This is a genomic window from Streptomyces sp. NPDC102514 (assembly GCF_055584525.1).
In genome coordinates this window covers 120,220-139,041 of record NZ_JBVJLW010000022.1, presented here as the reverse complement: position 1 = coordinate 139,041, position 18,822 = coordinate 120,220, and the positions used below count along the sequence as shown (strand labels likewise).

17 protein-coding genes are annotated in these 18,822 nt (G+C 70.8%); 12 read left to right on the top strand and 5 right to left on the bottom strand.

Annotated elements, in window-relative coordinates; translation table 11 throughout:
• Positions 1-6: 6 nt before the first annotated feature.
• Positions 7-1,167: an L-rhamnose isomerase gene (gene rhaI, locus ACZ60E_RS39680; RefSeq protein ID WP_469446946.1), complete on the bottom strand. Its 1,161-nt coding sequence runs from the start codon at positions 1,165-1,167 to the stop codon at positions 7-9.
• Positions 1,168-1,450: 283 nt separating this feature from the next.
• Between rhaI and ACZ60E_RS39675 the strand changes: the two genes are divergently transcribed.
• From ACZ60E_RS39675 to ACZ60E_RS39630, 10 genes are all read left to right on the top strand, one after another.
• Positions 1,451-2,968: a sugar ABC transporter ATP-binding protein gene (locus ACZ60E_RS39675; protein WP_453794975.1), complete on the top strand. Its 1,518-nt coding sequence runs from the start codon at positions 1,451-1,453 to the stop codon at positions 2,966-2,968.
• Positions 2,965-4,005, top strand: a complete 1,041-nt coding sequence (locus tag ACZ60E_RS39670) for an ABC transporter permease (RefSeq protein WP_384802122.1) — start codon at positions 2,965-2,967, stop codon at positions 4,003-4,005. The genes ACZ60E_RS39675 and ACZ60E_RS39670 overlap by 4 nt, the downstream gene beginning before the upstream one ends.
• Positions 3,998-4,990 carry an ABC transporter permease gene (locus ACZ60E_RS39665; RefSeq protein ID WP_107019499.1) on the top strand — a complete coding sequence of 331 codons (993 nt, stop codon included), beginning with the start codon at positions 3,998-4,000 and terminating at the stop codon, positions 4,988-4,990. Before ACZ60E_RS39670 ends, ACZ60E_RS39665 begins: the two co-directional genes overlap by 8 nt.
• A 119-nt stretch (positions 4,991-5,109) precedes the next feature.
• On the top strand, positions 5,110-6,195 hold the full coding sequence (rhaS, locus tag ACZ60E_RS39660; RefSeq protein WP_469446943.1) for a rhamnose ABC transporter substrate-binding protein: 1,086 nt from the start codon (positions 5,110-5,112) through the stop codon (positions 6,193-6,195).
• A gap of 89 nt (positions 6,196-6,284) precedes the next feature.
• Positions 6,285-6,605 carry an L-rhamnose mutarotase gene (locus ACZ60E_RS39655; protein WP_248776046.1) on the top strand — a complete coding sequence of 107 codons (321 nt, stop codon included), beginning with the start codon at positions 6,285-6,287 and terminating at the stop codon, positions 6,603-6,605.
• Between the two features lie 129 nt (positions 6,606-6,734).
• Entirely contained in the window at positions 6,735-8,156 is a 1,422-nt protein-coding gene (locus ACZ60E_RS39650; RefSeq protein WP_469446941.1) for a BNR repeat-containing protein, read from the top strand.
• Between the two features lie 78 nt (positions 8,157-8,234).
• Complete coding sequence (locus ACZ60E_RS39645; protein WP_384802112.1) at positions 8,235-9,260, top strand: LacI family DNA-binding transcriptional regulator; 1,026 nt, start codon at positions 8,235-8,237, stop codon at positions 9,258-9,260.
• A 190-nt stretch (positions 9,261-9,450) separates the two neighbouring features.
• A complete protein-coding gene (locus ACZ60E_RS39640; RefSeq protein ID WP_469446939.1) occupies positions 9,451-10,752 on the top strand; it encodes an alpha/beta fold hydrolase in 1,302 nt (433 codons plus the stop codon).
• Between the two features lie 94 nt (positions 10,753-10,846).
• Complete coding sequence (locus ACZ60E_RS39635; RefSeq protein WP_469446938.1) at positions 10,847-11,623, top strand: SDR family NAD(P)-dependent oxidoreductase; 777 nt, start codon at positions 10,847-10,849, stop codon at positions 11,621-11,623.
• 121 nt (positions 11,624-11,744) lie between these two features.
• A complete protein-coding gene (locus ACZ60E_RS39630; RefSeq protein WP_469446936.1) occupies positions 11,745-12,584 on the top strand; it encodes a pentapeptide repeat-containing protein in 840 nt (279 codons plus the stop codon).
• On the opposite strand, the gene ACZ60E_RS39625 is transcribed toward ACZ60E_RS39630, so the two are convergent.
• Entirely contained in the window at positions 12,552-14,102 is a 1,551-nt protein-coding gene (locus ACZ60E_RS39625; protein WP_469446935.1) for a cytochrome P450, read from the bottom strand. The genes ACZ60E_RS39630 and ACZ60E_RS39625 overlap by 33 nt on opposite strands.
• A gap of 148 nt (positions 14,103-14,250) precedes the next feature.
• Here ACZ60E_RS39625 and ACZ60E_RS39620 point away from each other — a divergent pair, with 148 nt between their 5' ends.
• Together ACZ60E_RS39620 and ACZ60E_RS39615 are read left to right on the top strand one after the other, a co-directional pair.
• A complete protein-coding gene (locus ACZ60E_RS39620; protein ID WP_210886852.1) occupies positions 14,251-14,859 on the top strand; it encodes a TetR/AcrR family transcriptional regulator in 609 nt (202 codons plus the stop codon).
• A 98-nt stretch (positions 14,860-14,957) separates the two neighbouring features.
• Positions 14,958-15,683 carry a DUF2470 domain-containing protein gene (locus tag ACZ60E_RS39615; protein ID WP_384802096.1) on the top strand — a complete coding sequence of 242 codons (726 nt, stop codon included), beginning with the start codon at positions 14,958-14,960 and terminating at the stop codon, positions 15,681-15,683.
• An 80-nt stretch (positions 15,684-15,763) separates the two neighbouring features.
• Here ACZ60E_RS39615 and ACZ60E_RS39610 read toward each other — a convergent pair whose 3' ends face one another.
• The 3 genes from ACZ60E_RS39610 to ACZ60E_RS39600 all read right to left on the bottom strand — a co-directional run bounded on the left by ACZ60E_RS39610 (position 15,764) and on the right by ACZ60E_RS39600 (position 18,745).
• On the bottom strand, positions 15,764-16,831 hold the full coding sequence (locus ACZ60E_RS39610; RefSeq protein WP_469446972.1) for a hypothetical protein: 1,068 nt from the start codon (positions 16,829-16,831) through the stop codon (positions 15,764-15,766).
• Positions 16,832-16,898: 67 nt separating this feature from the next.
• On the bottom strand, positions 16,899-18,146 hold the full coding sequence (locus ACZ60E_RS39605) for an FUSC family protein (RefSeq protein ID WP_384802090.1): 1,248 nt from the start codon (positions 18,144-18,146) through the stop codon (positions 16,899-16,901).
• Between the two features lie 104 nt (positions 18,147-18,250).
• Positions 18,251-18,745: an FBP domain-containing protein gene (locus ACZ60E_RS39600; protein WP_469446933.1), complete on the bottom strand. Its 495-nt coding sequence runs from the start codon at positions 18,743-18,745 to the stop codon at positions 18,251-18,253.
• Positions 18,746-18,822 lie beyond the last annotated feature (77 nt).

Here is an 18,822-nt window from a genome sequence, read left to right as displayed (position 1 = left end):
CTGGGGTCAGGCCCCCCAACCGGCCTGCTGCCCACCCACCCGCTCAGAAGCGATCTTCTCCGCCCACCCGGACCGGGAATACGCGGCGATCGGATCCGCATCCAACCCGAGCTCCTCACGAACCTCCGCCACCAACGGCCGCACATCCGTGTTGTACGCATCCATCAGCACGGCGTTGGACGCCAGCACGTCCCCCGCCCGCTGCGCCGCGGCAAGCGCGTCCCGGTCGACGAGCAGCGCCTTCGCGGTGGCCTCCTGCACGTTCATCACGGACCGGATGATCGCCGGGATCTTCGCCTCGATGTTGTGGCACTGGTCGAGCATGAACGCCACATCGGCGGTGAAGCCGCCGCCCCGGATGACCTCGTACATGATCCGGAACAGCTGGAAGGGGTCGGCCGCACCGACCATCAGGTCGTCGTCCGCGTAGAACCGCGAGTTGAAGTCGAACGCCCCGAGCTTCCCCTCCCGCAGCAGCGTGGCGACGATGAACTCGATGTTGGTGCCGGGCGCGTGGTGGCCCGTGTCGACGACGACCTGCGCCTTGGGGCCGAGCTTCAGGCAGTGGGCGTACGCCGTGCCCCAGTCCGGCACGTCGGTCGCGTAGAAGGCCGGCTCGAAGAACTTGTACTCCAGCAGCATCCGCTGGTCGTCGCCGAGACGCTCGTACACCTGGGCGAGGGCTTCGGAGAGCCGGTCCTGGCGCTCCCGGAGGTCGTCCTGGCCGGGATAGTTCGTCCCGTCGGCGAACCACAGCTTCAGGTCCTTCGACCCGGTGGCGTCCATGATGTCGATGCACTCGTGCAGGTGGCCCACGGCCTTCCTGCGGACCGCGGCGTCCGGGTGGCAGACGCTGCCCAGCTTGTAGTCGTCGTCCTGGAAGGTGTTGGAGTTGATCGCGCCGAGGGTCACGCCGCGTTCCTCGGCGTGCTTGGCGAGCGCCGCGTAGTCCTCGACCCGGTCCCAGGGGATGTGCATCGCCACGGTGGGCGCGGCCCCCGTGAACTCGTGCACCTTCGCCGCGTCGTCGATCTTTTCGAAAGGATTGCGGGGGACCCCTGGCTGCGCGAACACCTTGAAGCGGGTTCCCGAGTTCCCGTACGCCCACGACGGCGTCTCTACTGCCTGGGTCTTGAGGGCGGCCTTCACCGCGGCGAGCTCGGTCACTTCGGGGCTCCTGTGACTTCCGTTGTGGCATCGGTTCCGAACGGCTTCTGAACACCATGGCTCTGAAACGATTCAGAAGGCAGAAGTTATGAGCCCCCCGAAAGGCTGTCAACCCCTCCGGCGCGGACGCCTTGCCGTGACTCGGTTGTGACCTTTGGCTATCGAAAATTTCGGCCTGTACCCATTGACGTGACCTGGGCTACATGTCTAACGTCCCGGCAACCTAGTTGAAACCTTTCACGACGTCGTGAGGCCGCATCGCCCGCGTCGTTGAGGAGCCCTCATGACCCACCGGTCCGACGCGGATCCGGCCCCCGTGCTGGCACTCAAGGACATCTCGAAGTCCTTCGGTGCCGTACGCGCCCTGCGGGACGTGTCCCTGGAACTCTTCCCCGGCGAAGTGCACGCACTCGCCGGAGAGAACGGCGCGGGCAAGTCGACCCTCATCAAGACGCTCGCCGGCGTGCACCGACCGGACGCCGGTCAGGTGCTCCTGGACGGCGAGCCCACCCTCTTCCACGGTCCCGCCGACGCCCGCGACGCGGGTATCGCGGTGATCTACCAGGAGCCGACCCTCTTTCCCGACCTCTCGATCGCCGAGAACATCTTCATGGGGCGCCAGCCCCGGCGGGCCCTCGGCCGGATCGACCACAAGGCCACGCACGCCGCGACCCTGGCCCTCATGAAGCGGCTCGGCGTCGAGCTCGACCCCGAACGCCCGGCGCGCGGCCTGTCCATCGCGGACCAGCAGATCGTCGAGATCGCCAAGGCGCTCTCCTTCGACGCCCGCGTCCTGATCATGGACGAGCCGACCGCCGCCCTCACCGGCAGCGAGGTGGCCCGCCTCTTCGGAGTGGTCCGCGCACTGCGGGAGCAGGGCTCGGCCGTGCTGTTCATCTCGCACCGCCTGGAAGAGATCTTCCAGATCTGCAAGCGGGTCACGACCCTGCGCGACGGGGCCCTGATCTCCAGCGAACCGCTCGACGGCATGACCGAGGAGGACCTCGTCCGCCGTATGGTCGGCCGCGACCTCGACGAGCTCTACCCCAAGCAGGACGTCCGGGCGGGCGAGATCGCGCTGAGCGTGCGGCGCCTGACCCGCGAGGGTGTCTTCACCGACGTCTCCTTCGACGTCCGCCGCGGCGAGATCGTCGGCCTCGCCGGACTCGTCGGCGCCGGGCGCACGGAGGTCGCCCGGGCCGTCTTCGGCGTCGACCGCTGGGACGCCGGAGAGGTCGAGCTGGACGGGAAGAAGCTGACGAACGGCGCGCCCTCCACGGCCATGGCCGCGGGCCTCGCCCTCGTCCCCGAGGACCGCCGCGCCCAGGGCCTGGTGATGGACATGTCCATCGAGCGCAACATCGGCCTCACCGGACTGCGCAAGACCGTCAGGGCGGGTCTGATGGACCGCGGCGCCGAGCGCAGCCGCTCCCTCGACTGGGCCGTCAAGCTCCAGGTCAAGTACGCCCGGATCGCCGACACCGTCAACACGCTGTCCGGCGGCAACCAGCAGAAGGTCGTCCTCGCCAAGTGGCTCGCCACCGGCCCCAAGGTGCTGATCGTCGACGAGCCGACCCGCGGCATCGACGTCGGTACGAAGGCCGAGGTGCACCGGCTGCTCAGCCAGCTGGCCGCCGACGGGGTCGCCGTCCTGATGATCTCCTCCGACCTGCCCGAGATCCTCGGCATGGCCGACCGGGTCCTCGTCATGCACGAGGGCCGGCTCACCGCCGAGATCGCACGTACCGACGCCACCGAGGAAACCGTGATGGCCGCAGCCACCGGGAGGGCAGCCGCGTGACGGTCACCGCTCCCAACCCCGCCCCCGCCGCCGAGGTGCCCAAGTCCAGCGGCACCCGGCTGGTGGACCGCGTCTTCAAGATGCGCGAACTCGCCATCCTGCTGGTCTTCCTGGTGATGATCGTCATCACCCAGATCGGCAACAGCGACTTCCTGTCCGAGCAGGGCATCAAGGACCTCCTGCTGAACGCGACCATCCTCGTGCTGGTCGCCACCGGCCAGTCGCTGGTCGTCATCACCCGCAACGTCGACCTCTCCGTCGGTTCGACGCTCGGCATCAGCGCCTTCGCCGCCGGCACCTACCTGGAAGGCGGCGGCAACTCCGTCGTCGCGGTGGTCCTCGCGGTCCTCCTCGGCGTCGGCTGTGGCCTGGTCAACGGACTGCTCGTCAGCCTCGGCCAGGTACCCGCGCTCGTCGTCACCCTCGGCACGCTCTACATCATCCGCGGCATCGACTCCATCTGGGTCGGCTCCCGGCAGATCACCGCGGCGGGCCTGCCCGACGGCTTCATCGACTTCGGCTCCGGCGGCATCTCCGCCGTGCCGTACCTGGCGCTGATCGCGCTGGCGGTCCTGATCGCCACGGCGTACTACCTCAAGCACTTCGGCAGCGGCCGCGAGCTGTACGCGCTGGGCTCCAACCCGGAGGCCGCACGCCTCGCCGGCATCCCCGTACGCAAGCGGATCCTCGCCGCGTACACCTTCTGCGGAGCCCTCGCGGGCCTCGCGGGCGCGCTGTACCTCGCCCGGTTCGGCAACGTCGACTCCGGCACCGGCAACGGCTACGAACTCACCGTCGTCAGCGCGGTCGTGGTCGGTGGCGTCGTCTTCACCGGCGGCTCCGGCAGCGTCTACGGAGCGGCCCTCGGCGCCCTGCTCCTCACCTCCATCAACAGCGTGCTGCCCGCCCTCGGCGTCAGCTCCGTCTGGGTGCTCGCCATCAACGGCATCCTGCTCATCCTCGCCATCGCGGTCGACCGGATCGTCGCCCTGCGCGTGGCGACCGCACTGAAGAAGAGGAACGCCCGCCATGGCTGACTCCGCTCTCACGCGCGCCGTCCGCTGGGACACGGTCGTCGGCGCCCTCCTGATCGTCGTCCTGCTGCTCTCCTTCACCACCGTGGACGGCTTCGGCAACGCGCTCAACCTGTCGTTCCTCATCGGCAACACGCTGCCCATCGCGCTGATCGCCCTGCCGATGACCATGCTCGTCGTGTCCGGCGAGATCGACCTCTCGGTGGCCTCCACGGCCGGTCTGTCCGGCGCCGTGATGGGCGCCCTGTGGAACCAGGGCATGACCATCGAGACGATCATCCCGATCTGTCTGCTCCTCGGAGTGGTGTGCGGGCTGATCAACGGGCTGCTCGTGACCCGCCTGGGACTGCCGTCCCTCGCCGTCACCATCGGCACGCTCGCCGCCTACCGGGGCATCGCGCAGATCGTGCTCGGCTCCGACGCGGTGACCGACTTCCCCACCCAGTACCTGGACTTCGCGGCCGGCCGCCTCGGGGACACCTTCATCCCGTACGCGTTCCTCCCCTTCCTGGTGCTGCTCGCGATCGCCGTGGTCGCGCTGCACGCCACCCCGTTCGGGCGATCCCTGTTCGCGGTCGGCGCCAACGAGGAGGCCGCGCGGTTCGCCGGCATCCGCGTCAAGCGGCAGAAGCTGATCCTGTTCACCGTGACCGGACTGATGGCCTCGCTGACCGGCATCTTCTGGGCGCTGCACTACGCGAGCGCGCGGTACGACAACGCCACGGGGCTCGAACTGTCCGTCGTGGCGGCGGTGCTGCTGGGCGGGATCGACTTCGACGGCGGCAAGGGGACGCTCGGCGGCGCGATCGCCGGTGTCTTCCTGCTGGGTGCCCTGCAGAACGTGATGAGCCTTCAGGACGTCTCCGCGCAGTCGCAGATCGTCGTCACGGGTGTGCTGCTCGTGCTCTCCGTGCTCGGGCCTCGCGTGGCACGGCAGGTCTCCGTCGCACGGGCCGGGCGCCGGGCGGCGCGCAGTTCCACTGGTTAGGCAGTCAGAGTTCCGTTGGTCAGGTAGTTCGTTCGCTGCGGGGCCGTTGTGGCTGGTCGCGCAGTTCCTCGCGCCCCTAAAGACGGGCGTGCCGTACTCACCCTTGTAAAGGACCCATCATGCGCAAGTCATCCCTCCGCCGAGCCTGTGCGGTTCTCGCTGCCACCACCTCTCTGGCCCTGGCCCTCACCGCCTGCGGCGGGGGGACCTCCAAGGACGACGTCAAGGACGAGGGCGGCTCGAACGCGGCGGCCGGCAAGGCCGACCCGAACGCGGCCACCAAGAAGGGCCTGACCGTCGGCTTCCTGCCCAAGCAGGTCAACAACCCGTACTTCACCTCCTCCGACAAGGGCGGCGAGAAGGCCCTCACCGAGCTGGGCTCGAAGTACAAGGAGGTCGGCACCAACAGCGGTACCGACACCGCGGGTCAGGTCTCCTACGTCAACACGCTCACCCAGCAGCAGGTCGACGCCATCGCCGTGTCCGCGCAGGACCCGGGCGCGCTGTGCACCTCGCTCAAGCAGGCCATGAAGAACGACATCAAGGTCGTCACCTACGACTCGGACACCAAGACCGACTGCCGCAGCGCCTTCGTGTCGCAGGCCAGCGCCGAGGACCTGGGCCGTACCGAGGTGCAGCTGCTCGCCGAGCAGATCGGCTACAAGGGCGAGATCGCGATCCTGTCCGCCGCGCAGACCGCGACGAACCAGAACACGTGGATCGACTTCATGAAGGACGAGCTGAAGGACCCGAAGTACAAGGACATCAAGCTCGTCAAGACCGCCTACGGCAACGACGACGCCCAGCAGTCCTTCCAGCAGACCCAGGGCCTGCTCCAGGAGTACCCGAAGCTGAAGGGGATCATCTCCCCGACCACGGTCGGCATCAAGGCCGCCGCCCAGTACCTGTCGGGCTCCAAGTACAAGGGCAAGGTCAAGCTGACCGGCCTCGGCACCCCCAACGACATGCGCAAGTACGTCAAGAACGGCACCGTCGACGCGTTCGAGCTGTGGGACCCGGCGAAGCTCGGCGAGCTGGCCGCCCGTACGTCCGTCGCGCTGGTCTCCGGCCAGATCACCGGCAAGGAGGGCGAGACCTTCAAGGCCGGCGACATGGGCGAGTACACCATCGGCAAGGACGGCGTGATCAACCTCGGCAAGCCGACCGTGTTCAACGCCAAGAACATCGACCAGTTCGACTTCTGAGACGGGCGCCGACAGCAGGGCCGCCCTCCCGCGTCACGGGCGGCCCGGCCGACGGCACTTCCCCCCCCACGACCCCGGAGTGGTTCTTCATGCAGCGTGTCTGTTTCCTGCTCAAGGTCCGTGAGGACCGGCTCGACGAGTACCGCGAGAGACACACCACCGTGTGGCCCGAGATGCAGGAGGCGCTCTCGGCCACCGGCTGGCACAACTACTCGCTCTTCCTGCGCGAGGACGGTCTGCTGGTCGGCTACCTGGAGACCGAGGACTTCGCGGCCGCGCAGGCCGGCATGGAGGCCACCGGGGTCAACGCCCGCTGGCAGGCCGAGATGGCGCCGTTCTTCGAAGCACTGGACGGCGCCCGACCGGACGAAGCCATGAAACCGCTCACCGAGGTGTTCCACCTCGCCTGACGACCCACCGACCCACCGACACCGACCCACCGACACCGACCCTTCGACCCGCCGGCCCATCGGCTCGATCACCGTGCTCTTCCCCCGCACGTTCCCCTCCTCGTCCCCACACGCCAAGGAGCCCCGGACATGAAGAGACGCACCCTGCTGGCCACCGCCCTGCTCGGTACCGTCGCGGCCCCGGCCCTCGCCGGTACCGCCAGGGCGGCGGCCCCAGGTCCCTCGGTCACCCGGACCGGGACCACCACGCTCGACAGCCAGGCCATCTTCTTCGTCTCCTACGACGGCCTGGTCAACAACAACTCGTTCCAGAAGAACGCCCTGCTCACCCACAAGGGCTACCAGTACGCCGCCTGGTACACCGCCGACCGCAACGCCGTCATCGGCCGCCGCGTGCTCGGCGCGAGCACCTGGTCGACCGTCAAGGTCGGACACACCCTGCGCTACGACGACTCCCACAACGTCATCTCCATGGGTGTCTCCAAGACCGACGGCCGCCTGCACCTCCACATGGACTCCCACAGCGACGGCTTCACCTACGTGAAGTCGGTGGCCGGGCTCATGGACAACCCCGCCGGCCTGACCTGGACCACGAGCCGGTTCGGGTCGCCCCAGGCCACCCTCGACGGACTCGCGCTCACCTCGCAGTTCACGTACCCGCAGTTCGTCTCCACTCCCGACGGGAAGCTCCAGCTCAGCTACCGCGTGGGGGTGTCCGGCAACGGCCGCAACGCCCTCGCCGAGTACAACGGCACGACCTGGACGGCCCTCGGCGAGTGGAGCGCCTCCACCGGCACGTACACCAGCGAGCACGGCTCCAGCACCGTCCGCAATATGTACCTGCACGGCATCGACTACGACCGCAACGGACGGCTGCACTCCTTCTTCACCTGGCGCGAGCAGAACGGCGCCGTGATGTGCAACAGCGGCGGCCTCACCAACCACGACACGGGGTACGTCTACTCGGACGACCGGGGCCGCACCTGGCGCAACAACGCCGGAACGGTCGTCGGCACCACCGGCACCTCGAACACGGTCGCCGTCACCGACAGCGGCCTGGTGATCGACGCCCTCAACCCGGACCACTCCCTGATGAACCAGGAGAGCCAGGCCACCGACTCCGCGGGCCGCCCGCACGCGATCATCAGTTACGTCCCCGGCCGCTTCGGCCAGTGCACCACCGACTATGTCGCCGACCGTACGGCGAACGGCCGCGCCTTCCACGTACGCAAGACCGCCGCCGGAGCCTGGAGCAAGACCGAGATACCGCTCGCCCTGAACTCCAGCCAGCGCACCCGGCTGATCCTCGACACGTACGACAACGCGTACGCGATCCTGCCCTTCGGCCGCATCGCCGCCGCGTCCGCCGCCTCCGGACACACCGACTGGACGACCCTGTTCGACGGCAGCGGACTCGACGCGTTCGGCGAGGTACTCGTCGACGAGACACGGATCGCCCAGGACGGCGTGCTGTCCGTCCTGTACCAGGTCAGGTCCACCGGTACGACGCCGTCGGCGCTGCGTGTCACCGACTTCGCCCTGCCCGCATGACGAAGTCCGTTCCGGGTGGGCGCGCGGGTAATGTGACTGCGTGCCCACCACTCACCGTTCCATGGAGGTAACCGCCTGATGGCCCAGTCGGTGGGTATCAAGGACGTCGCCCGAGTCGCCGGAGTCTCCGTCGGCACGGTCTCGAACGTCATCAACCGCCCTGACACGGTCGCCTCCGAGACCCGCGCGCGCGTGCTCTCCGCCATCGACCGGCTCGGCTACGTACGCAGCGAGTCGGCCCGGCAGCTGCGCGCCGGACGCAGCCGCATCATGGGCCTGCTCGTCCTCGACATGGGCAACCCCTTCTTCGTGGACGTGGCCCGCGGCGCCGAGCGGGCGGCCCGCGAGGCCGGGCTCGGCGTGATGGTCTGCAACAGCGCGCAGAGCGCCGGCGAGGAGGCCGACTATCTGTCGCTCTTCGCCGAACAGCGCGTCCGGGGCGTCCTGTTGACCCCCGCCGACGCGACCGGACGCAACATAGAGGCGTTCCGCCGGCACGGCATCCCCTTCGTCCTCGTCGACCGGGTGGCCGAGGGCACCACCGAGTGCTCGGTGTCCGTGGACGACGTCGCGGGCGGCGCACTCGCCGTGCGGCACCTGATCGACGCGGGCCACCGCTCCATCGCGTACGTGAGCGGGCCGCCCGGACTCACCCAGGTCACCGACCGCCGCACCGGCGCCCTGAACGCCCTCGCCGAGGCCGGACTCGGCCCCGAATGCCTGCGCGAGCTGCCCACCGAGCGCCTCGACGTGGCCGCGGGCCGCGACGCGGGCGCCAGGCTCCTCGGCCTCGCCGACCGCCCCACCGCCGTCTTCTGCGCCAACGACCTGCTCGCCCTCGGTGTGCTGCAGGCGATGTTCGCGGCCGGGGTGAGCGTCCCGGACGACCTCGCGATCGTCGGCTACGACGACATCGAGTTCGCCGCGGCGGCGGCCGTCCCGCTGACGTCGGTGCGCCAGCCCGCCGTGACCATGGGCGCGCTCGCCGCGGAACTCCTCCTGGAGGAGACCGAGGCCGACGCGGCCCCCGGCGCCCACCAGCACCGGCGCGTGGTCCTCCAGCCGGAACTGGTGGTGCGGCGCTCCAGCCTCCCGCCGCGCTGAGGGGCGTTCCGGGCCGTGCGGCGGTGCTGAGCGGCTGGTCAGTACGTTCCTGTTCCCCGGCCGTTCGCCGGCTGTTCCACCGCCTGATCGGCCGGTCAGTAAGGATTTCTTGATCCCCGCCCTCGGCTCGCCGAAGAACTTGTGCTGAACTGGTTCGCGGTCAGGAATCCGTCCGTCTCGGGAGCCCCTTTTGAGCGCCAGTTACCGTCAGCCCGGTGTCGTCCTCAGCGACCGCCGGTTCACCGTGCCCCTCGATCACGACGCCCCCACCGGGGAGACGATCGAGCTGTACGCCCGTGAGGTGGTCGCGAGCGACCAGGCGGACCAGGACCTGCCCTGGCTGGTGTACCTCCAGGGAGGGCCCGGTTTCGGCGCCAACCGTTTCGTCGGCAAGCAGGCCTGGCTGGGCCGCGCCCTGGAGGAGTACCGCGTCCTGCTGCTCGACCAGCGCGGCACCGGCAGCTCCACGCCCGCCAACCGGCAGACGCTCCCGCTGCGCGGCGGACCGCGGGAACAGGCCGACTACCTCGCGCTGTTCCGCGCCGACTCCATCGTTCGCGACTGCGAGGCGATCCGCCCGGCCGTCACCGGCGGCGCCCCCTGGGCCGTCCTCGGCCAGAGCTTCGGCGGCTTCTGCACGACCCACTACCTCTCCACCGCGCCGGAGGGACTCAGCGCGGCCCTCATCACCGGCGGTCTCCCGACCCTCGACGGCCACGCCGACGACGTCTACCGGGCCGCGTACCCGCGGATCGAGCGCAAGGTCGCCGCGCACTACGCGCGTTACCCCCAGGACATCGAGCGGGCCCGGCGGATCGCCGAGCACCTCCTGCTCAACGAGCCCGTCCTGAACGGCGGTTACCGGCTCACCGTCGAGGCCTTCCAGTCGCTCGGCATCCTCCTCGGCAGCGGCGAGGGCAGCCACCGGCTGCACTACCTCCTGGAGAACGCCTTCGTCCGCACCGCCCAGGGCGCGGCCCTCTCCGACGCCTTCCAGGAGGAGGTCCAGTCCCTCCTCTCCTACGCCGGACATCCCCTGTACGCCCTGGTCCACGAGGCCTGCTACGGACAGGGCGAGCGCCCCACCGCCTGGTCCGCCGAGCGGGTCCGCGCCGACTTCCCCCAGTTCGACGCGGCCAAGAGCCTCGCGGGCGACGGCCCCGTCCTCTTCACCGGCGAGTCCGTCCACCCCTGGACCTTCGACTGCGACCCCGCCCTGCGCCCGCTGCGCGAGACCGCGGACCTGCTGGCCGAGCGCACCGACTGGCCCGTCCTGTACGACCCGGCCCGCCTCGCCGCCAACGAGGTCCCCGTCGCCGCGGCCGTCTACCACGACGACATGTACGTCGACACGGACCACGCCCTGAGCACGGCCCGCACGATCCGCGGTCTGCGCACGTACGTCACGAACGAGTTCGAGCACGACGGGGTGAGAGCGGGCGGGCCCCGCGTCCTGGACCGCCTCCTGTCCCTGGCGAGGGACGAGGCCTGACAACCTCGCGAGGGGGCGCCCTTCAGGGGCGCGGGGAACTGCGCTCCCGGCCACATCGGACCCGCAGCCGAACTCCCGTCCCTAGTCTGATCCCATGAGGCGATTCGACGATCACGCGGTCCTGATCACAGCCGCGGGCCAGGGCATCGGCGAGGCAACGGCACACCGCTTCGCCGAGGAGGGCGCGTCCGTGCTGGTCACGGACCTGGACAAGACCCGCGCCGAACGGGTCGCCGCCGCGATCCGTGACAGCGGCGGCACGGCCGCGTCGTACGCGTGCGACGTGGCCGACGCCGCCGCCGTCGAAGGGGCGGTCGCCACGGCGGTGGACTCCTTCGGCCGCCTGGACGTGCTGGTCAACAACGCCTACGCCTGCCATACCGACCCCGCCTCCTTCGAGGAGCACGAGGACGGCCACTGGTACGAGGACTTCGAGATCACCCTGCACGGCACGTACCGCTGCATCCGCGCGGCCCTGCCGCATCTGGTGGCCGCGGGCGGGCGAGGGGCGATCGTCAACATCGGCTCGGTCAACGCCGAGCAGCACTTCGGCTCCCACGCGTACAGCGCGGCGAAGGCGGCACTGGCCTCGCTGACCCGTACCGTCGCCGTCGAATCGGCCCCGCGGGGTGTCCGGGTGAACGTCGTCGAGCCCGGCACCATCCGTACCAACGCCTGGGACGGCCGCGGCGAGATCCTCGAACGCGCCGCCGCCCACTACCCGCTGGGGCGGGTCGGTGAGCCCGCCGACATCGCGTCCGCCGTCGCCTTCCTGGCCTCGGCGGACGCGGCCTGGATCACCGGGGCGGCGCTGCCGGTCGACGGCGGCCTGCTGGTGAGCAACCTGGCGATGCTCCGCGACATGTCCTGAGGCCGAGCGACCCGACCGTCGGTGCACCCGACAGCCGGTACACCTGACAGCCGGTACGGGGGAGGAGCTGAACCATGCGCGTGGTGATCACCACGAGCGGGCTCTGCGTACGCTGGGAGACATGCAAGACGAACCCGGCAGCACGGCCCCGGCCCGCACCGAACTGACAGCCGACTGTGCCCGGTGCTTCGGGCTGTGCTGTGTCGCGCTGCCCTTCACGGCCTCCGCGGACTTCGCGATCGACAAGGCCGCGGGGAGCCCCTGCAAGAACCTGCGGACGGATTTCGGCTGCGGCATCCACACGGAGCTGCGGCAGCGGGGCTTCAACGGCTGCACGGTCTACGACTGCTTCGGCGCGGGCCAGAAGGTCTCGCAGCTCACCTTCGGCGGCGAGGACTGGCGCTCGGGGGACCGGGAGCACTCCCGGCTGATGTTCGACGTGTTCCATACCGTGCGGCAACTGCAGGAACTGCTCTGGTATCTCACCCAGGCACTGGAACTGCCCGCGGCCCGCCCGGTCCACCCCGAACTGCGCGTCGTGCTCGAACGCACCGAGGCGCTCACCCGCCTGGAGCGGCGGGAACTGGCCGGGCTGGACGTGCCGGCGGTCCGCCAGGACGTCAACGTCCTGCTCCTGCGCACCAGCGAACTGGCCCGCGCCGGACTCGGCCGGGGCAGGAAGAAGGAACGCCGGGGCGCCGACCTGATGGGAGCCCGGCTCAAGGGCGCCGATCTGCGGGGCGCCGACCTCCGCGGCGCCTACCTCATCGCCGCGGACCTCACGGGCGCCGATCTGCGCTCCGCGGATCTGATCGGCGCCGACCTGCGCGACGCCGACCTCACGGACGCCGACCTGACCGACGTCCTCTTCCTCACCCAGCCGCAGCTCAACGCCGCCAAGGGCAGCGCAGGCACCAGGCTGCCGGCGTCATTCACCCGCCCCGGTCACTGGACACCGTGACACCGCCGACGCCTCCCGTTTCCCCGAAGCCTCCGACCCGACGGCCGGTTCGACAGCCGGTGCGGGGGAGCGCCGGTCGAGCCGCAGGGTCAGTCCCTCCGGCATCAGCGTGAGCCGTTCCGCCACCCGCAGCCGGTAGGCGGGGTCCGGCCGCAGCTCGTACCGGCGCAGCAGCAGCCCCAGGACGAGCGTCGCCTCGTGCAGCGCGAACTGCCGCCCGATGCACGCCCGCGCGCCGGTGCCGAACGGCTTGAAGGTGTGGGCGGGGCGGGCCCGTACGGCTCCCGGCTCGAAGCGGTCCGGGTCGAACCGTTCCGTGTCCGGGCCCCACGCGTCCGGATCGCGGTGCAGCAGCGGCATCAGGACCAGCGCCCACGCGCCCCGGCGCATCGGATGGACACCGCCGAGGACCGTGTCCTCGCGGGCCTCGCGCGCGAACGCGGGCGCCGTCGGCCACAGCCGCAGCGACTCGTCGAGTACGCGCCGCACGTACCGGAGCCTGGCGACCTGGTCGTAGGCCGGTTCCGGGGTGTCTCCCCAGACGCGGTCCACCTCGGCGCGGGCGCGGGCGGCGATCTCGGGGTGCCGCGCCAGATAGTGCAGGGCGAAGGAGAGCGCGCCCGACGTCGTCTCGTGCCCGGCGATCAGGAAGGTGATGACCTGGCGGCGGACGTTCTCGGGCGTCAGGCGCTCGCCGGTCTCCGGATGCGCGGTCTCCAGCATCCGGTCCAGCAGGTCGCCGTCGCCGGCCGGCCCGTGCAGCCGCGTCTCGACGACCGCGTCGACCGTGCGGTTGAGGTACGCCACGTCGGCCCGGTTGCGGCGGGTGGCGCTGCGCATCAGCACCGGCGCCACCGGCGCGGGGACGACATTGAGGCGCTGCGCGTACGACAGCGCGCCCACCATGGCCGTGACGAAGGGGTGCGGCCGGGTGCGCTCGAAGGAGTCGAAGTCATGGCCGAAGCCGGTGCGGGCGATCGTCTCCAGCGTCAGTTTCGTCATGTCGCCGGGCACGTCTACGGCCCGGCCCGCGGCCTGTTCGCCGTCCCAGCGGTCGGTGAGCCGGGCGGCCACGCCCAGCATCATCGCGTGGTAGCCCTCCATGGCCTCCCGGCTGAAGCCGGGCGCCAGCACGTCGTGCGCGAGCTGCCAGTTGGGCTCGTGGTTGTACGCCGTGAAGAGGCCGTCCCCGGCGACGGGCCGCAGGTTGGCGACCCCCAGCCCGACATGCTTGGCGAACCGGGACTCGTCCGCCAGCTCGCCCGTGAGCCCCGCGCCCCAGACGAAGACGATCTCCTTGCCGAACCCCTTGCGCCGGAAGATCGGTCCGAGCCTGCGTCCGACGCGCAGCGAATCCTGCAACGGCGTACGGAGGTTGGTGCCGACGGCGTCGCCGATCAGCGGCACCCGGTAGGGCGGGTGCGGGATGCGGCGCAGCTCGGGCCAGCCCAGCTCCGCGCTGCGGAACCCCTTCGGCAGCGCGCCTTTCGACGACCGGTTCTCCTTTGCGCCCGCCATCACGTCATCTCCCCTGCACCGGCCGCCGGTTGCGCCTGTTGTACGCGGATTCAATAGTGCGGCCAGTCTGGTCCCGCTGTTGAACCGACGTCAAGTAAGACGGCACGCACAACGCCGGCCGGGTCGGCGGGCCGGGTAAAGTGCGGGCATGGCCGCCAAGGAGGGGGAGCGCACGCGTCGTCGGCTCAGTACCGAGGAGCGCCGGGAGGAACTGCTCACGGTCGGGGCGCGCCTGTTCTCGGAGAGTCCGTACGACGACGTCTGGATCGAGCAGGTCGCCGAACTCGCCGGTGTGTCACGGGGGTTGCTCTACCACTACTTCCCGACCAAGCGGGACTTCTTCGCGGCCGTCGTCGAGCGCGAGAGCAGGCGCATGCTGCGGGTCACCGCCGCCGTGCCCGGCGTGCCGGTGCGGACGCAGATCGACGCCGGGCTCGACACCTTCCTGGAGTACGTGCAGAAGCACGCGCACGGCTTCCGCGCCTTCCACCGCGCCGAGGCGGCGGGGGACCAGGCGGTGAGGAAGGTGTACCGGGAGACGCTCGCCGCGCAGCAGCGGCAGATCCTGGAGGCGCTGGCCGCCGACCCCGAGACGGCCTGGACCGAGGAGGACCTGCCGGTCCTGCGGATCGCCGTGCGGGGCTGGCTGGCCTTCATGGCGGCGGCCTGTCTGGAGTGGCTCAAGGAGCCGGATCTCTCCCGGGAACAGGTGCGCGACGTCTGCGCGCGAGCCCTGCTCGGAGCCGTCCGTCCGTGAACCCGCTGTCACAAAGGTGCCGTCAGCGGCGCCGCGTGGTTGGCGTACACCCCGATCTTCTGTAGGTTAGGCAAGGCTTACCTAAGGGAGGGTTTGGGATGGGTGACCGTCACAGCTGGACGGCCGCACCGGCCACGGCACAACGTGCCCGCTCGGTGCTCGCCGCGGCGTGGTCCTGCGCGGTGACCGCGGAAGGCGGTCGGGAGGAGTTCATCGGCGTACACACCGTCGCGGAGGACGGCCGGGTGCTGCTGCATCTGCCCGACGACAGCGTGCTCACCACGGCCGCGATCTGCGCGCCCCGCGGAGAGCCGTCCGCCGTACTGGAGTTCGCCGACGTGGCGCCCGTCCCGGTACGCAACCGTATCCGCTCGCGCCTGTGGATGGCGGGCTGGTTCGCGCCCGAGGACGACCACCTGACGTTCCACCCGACCCGCGCCGTGCTGCGCGAGCCCGGCGGGGCGGTCGTCGTCGACCTCGACGAGTACGCCGCCGCCGAGCCCGACCCACTGGCCCTCGCGGAGGCCCAACTGCTCACCCACCTCGCCGATTCGCACCCGGACGCCGTCGAGCGGCTGACCCGGCTCGTCGAACCGGACTGCCTGCACGGCGCCGTCCGGGTGCAGCCGCTCGCCGTCGACCGGCACGGGCTGACGCTGCGCATCGAGCGCGTCCGCGGCCACGGCGACGTACGACTGCCCTTCCACCGGCCCGCGGACGACGTCGGGCAGCTCACCGAGCGCATGCACATCCTGCTCACGCAGGCGAGCGGCGCGAGCTGCCCCCGTCCGCTGCAGCGGCAGCGCACGGAGAGCGAGGGCTGACCCGAAGAGCCGACCCGACCGCAGGGCGACCAGCGGGCGGCGGGTGACGAGAACGCGCCCCGGGCGGACCGGAGCCGGGCTCACCAGTCCCCGTCACCAACCGGCTTGCCCGGCGCGTCGCCCAGCGGCTTCACCTGACCCGGCGACGGCGGCTGCCACGGCGTGTGGTCGTCGCCGAGCCAGTCGCCGACCGGCTTGACCGCGCCGAGTTCGTCCGTGGGGTCGAGATCCGTGGCGTCCTGGTCGTAGTAGTCGAACCAGGGCAGCCCGGCACGGGTGTAGACCGCACGGTCGACGGGTGACGGCGGGGGAGCCTCGCCCGTGATGCGCCGCCACTCCGGCGGCGTCACGAGATGGACGAAGACCCGCCCGGACGCGGTGGTCGACCAGTCCGACAGCGGGCGGTCGTCCCTGTAGACCTCCTGGCGCATCGAACCGCCGACGCCGAGACCCATCGCCCCCGAGGCGCGGGGCGCGGCTGCCGCCGGGGCCGCAGGCATCGCACCGGCCGGCTGCGGCATGCCGCCGGGCGCGGACATCGGCGCCGGGGCGCCGTAGCCGCCCGACGCCGCCCGGGCCCGCCTGCGTACCGTCTCCTCCGCCAGCCGGCGCTGCTCCTCCCGCCACGCGTGCAGCGCGGTGTCGGTCAGCGGGAACGACTGGAGCTGTACGCCGCCCCACACCTCCTCGCCGGTCACCTGGCCCTCGACCGTCGCGCCCAGCCCGAGCGGCACCGCCACGAACTGACGGACCGTGCCCTTGCCGGAGTTGATGCCGTCGAGCCACGGCTGGCGGGGCAGCACCACGTAGTTCTGCGGATCCCGGCCCGGCCGGGGGCTCCACGGCCTGCCGGACACCGCGCACACCTTGCCCGCGCCCACCTGGAGGGCCGCCGGTTCCGCGGCGCCGAAGCTCAGCCACATCGCCTCGCGCAGATAGACCGGCAGCATCACCCCGCCGCGGGCCAGCCACTCGGCGGGCACCGTCTCCGGGTGGTCCTCCACGCGCCGCAGCGGGAACTCGCCGAGCCCCGGAGGCAGCGCGTGCGTGCCCGTCTCGGGCAGGCGCAGGGTACGGATGAACCGAACCCGCACACCACCCGCCAGAAGCAGCGAGTTCCCGTCGATCCGGACGGTGCCGTCGGCCATCCGCACTCCCTCTGTCGTCATGTGCCGCCCCGCGGACAGGTCGCCCTGCCGGGGCGGTGCCGGTACATCACGTAGTACGAGTCGAGGGGGCCCCGCGGTTCCGGCGCGCGCGGCGCAGACGTCGGCGGAGACGGTCCAGCCGGGGCATGCGCTCACGCTGTTCGCGCGTACAGCGGTCCAGTTCCTCCAGCAGACGGCGGGAGCGGTGCTCCATGTCGAGTTCGTCGAGCATCCGCGTGACCTCGGTGACCACGGCCCCGTACAACTGCCACTGGCGCGCGTCCCGCTGCACCTCCTCCAGGAGGAGCTGGGCCAGCTTGTCGCGGGTGGCCGTCGCGGCGGTGAGTTCGTGGGCGAGCCGGGCCTCCGCCGACTCGGCGCTGCGGCTGACGTCGGTGGTGACCAGCACGGCGAAGCTGACCACGGCGTCACCGACCTCGGACAGGAGCCGCTCGAAGACCGTCCCGATGTGCGACTCGAAGAGCGGCTCGGGGGTGCGTTCCTTGGCGAGGTCGGTGAGGGTACGCGTGAGCACCCGCAGGACCACCGTGCAGATCTCCAGCGTGTCGAGCCCGGTGCGCAGGACGACCCGGTGCAACAGGCCCTCCCGTACACGGGGATTGAGCCGCAGGCTGTCCTCGGCCTGTTTGAGGGCCGCGTCCACGTCGACGATGTCGTGGTCGAGCTGCCGCGCCTCGTGGAGGCTCTCGGTCGCGGCGGCCACCTGGGTACGGCCCGCGGCCTCGTCGCCGACGCGCAGCATCAACCGCCGCATCCGGCGCGCCAGATCCTCGATGGACTCACCGGCGGCGCCGACCCACACCGGGGGAGCGAACAGCAGATTGCAGCCGAGGCCGACCACGGCACCGATCACCGTCTCCAGGATCCGCGCCCAGGCCGTGTCGCCGACCCGGGTGACGCCGAGGACCAGCATGGCGCTGATCGCCACCTCGGGCACGAACTCGCTGACCCGCACCAGGTGTCCGACGGCCAGCGCGGCCAGGATGAGCAGTCCGAGGCTCCACCAGGTCAGCCCCACCAGGGCGCTGAAACCGATGGCGACGAGGACGCCGGCGACGACGGCGTTCACCCGTCGGATGCCGGTGGTGAGGGTGGCGTAGAGGGTGACCTGGACGACGAGGAGCGCGGTCAGGGGAGCGGTGAGCGGCGCGGCCTCGGGGCTGAAGCGCAGAGCGACCACGTAGGCCACGGTCGCGGCCGCCGCCGCCCGGACCGTCTGGACGATCACGGGCTGCTGCCGCCACTTGGTCACCTGGGCGCTGCCGGCGGCCCACACTTCACGTACATCTCGCATCCCTGGCCACTTCCCGTTCGACGGCCGCATCGAACGCGAACGGAGGGGTCGGCTCCGACGATGCTTCCTACCGTCCGGTCGGTCAGGAGCGCGGCGGGAGCGGATCAGGAGTGGAGGCGGTCCAGAAAGGACGACAACCGGCCGTTCATGCGGGCGACCTGCTCCTCCACGGTGAGGCTCTCCTCGAAGCGCGCGCCGGGGCCGGGCAGCTTCTTGCCGCGTACGTACAGCGAACAGGCGAGGTCGGCGCAGATGTAGACCCCCACCGAGTTGCCCTCGCGGCCGGCCGGGCCCACCTTGCGGGCCGTCATCAGGGAGACGCCGTTTCCCGGGTGGGTGGTCAGGCACAGCGAGCACATGCTGCGGTGCATGAAGCCGCGCTGCTGCGAGGGGGAGCGCAGGGTCACACCGACGGGGCCGCCCGACCGCTCGGTCACCAGGTGACTGCGGTCGGGTGCCCCGGGGTCGCGCCAGCCCAGGAAGTCCAGATCGTCCCACGGCCGGTCCGCCAGATCGTGCGGCACGAACAGGCGCTTGGCCTCTCCCTTGGAGCAGTTGACGAACGAACTGCGGATCTCCTGCTCGGTGAGCGGCTTCATGACGGGGGTCTCCTGATGGATCGGGGCGGCGCGAAAGCTGAACCTAGGGTCACTAGGTTATGGCCTAGGCTACGTAG

Coding starts and splice junctions, on each gene's coding strand:
- ACZ60E_RS39675 (WP_453794975.1), top strand. CDS start 1,451: ATGACCCACCGGTCCGACGCGGATCCGGCCCCCGTGCTGGCACTCAAG.
- ACZ60E_RS39665 (WP_107019499.1), top strand. CDS start 3,998: ATGGCTGACTCCGCTCTCACGCGCGCCGTCCGCTGGGACACGGTCGTC.
- rhaS (WP_469446943.1), top strand. CDS start 5,110: ATGCGCAAGTCATCCCTCCGCCGAGCCTGTGCGGTTCTCGCTGCCACC.
- ACZ60E_RS39655 (WP_248776046.1), top strand. CDS start 6,285: ATGCAGCGTGTCTGTTTCCTGCTCAAGGTCCGTGAGGACCGGCTCGAC.
- ACZ60E_RS39650 (WP_469446941.1), top strand. CDS start 6,735: ATGAAGAGACGCACCCTGCTGGCCACCGCCCTGCTCGGTACCGTCGCG.
- ACZ60E_RS39645 (WP_384802112.1), top strand. CDS start 8,235: ATGGCCCAGTCGGTGGGTATCAAGGACGTCGCCCGAGTCGCCGGAGTC.
- ACZ60E_RS39635 (WP_469446938.1), top strand. CDS start 10,847: ATGAGGCGATTCGACGATCACGCGGTCCTGATCACAGCCGCGGGCCAG.
- ACZ60E_RS39630 (WP_469446936.1), top strand. CDS start 11,745: ATGCAAGACGAACCCGGCAGCACGGCCCCGGCCCGCACCGAACTGACA.
- ACZ60E_RS39625 (WP_469446935.1), bottom strand. CDS start 14,102: ATGGCGGGCGCAAAGGAGAACCGGTCGTCGAAAGGCGCGCTGCCGAAG.
- ACZ60E_RS39620 (WP_210886852.1), top strand. CDS start 14,251: ATGGCCGCCAAGGAGGGGGAGCGCACGCGTCGTCGGCTCAGTACCGAG.
- ACZ60E_RS39615 (WP_384802096.1), top strand. CDS start 14,958: ATGGGTGACCGTCACAGCTGGACGGCCGCACCGGCCACGGCACAACGT.
- ACZ60E_RS39610 (WP_469446972.1), bottom strand. CDS start 16,831: ATGGCCGACGGCACCGTCCGGATCGACGGGAACTCGCTGCTTCTGGCG.
- ACZ60E_RS39605 (WP_384802090.1), bottom strand. CDS start 18,146: ATGCGAGATGTACGTGAAGTGTGGGCCGCCGGCAGCGCCCAGGTGACC.
- ACZ60E_RS39600 (WP_469446933.1), bottom strand. CDS start 18,745: ATGAAGCCGCTCACCGAGCAGGAGATCCGCAGTTCGTTCGTCAACTGC.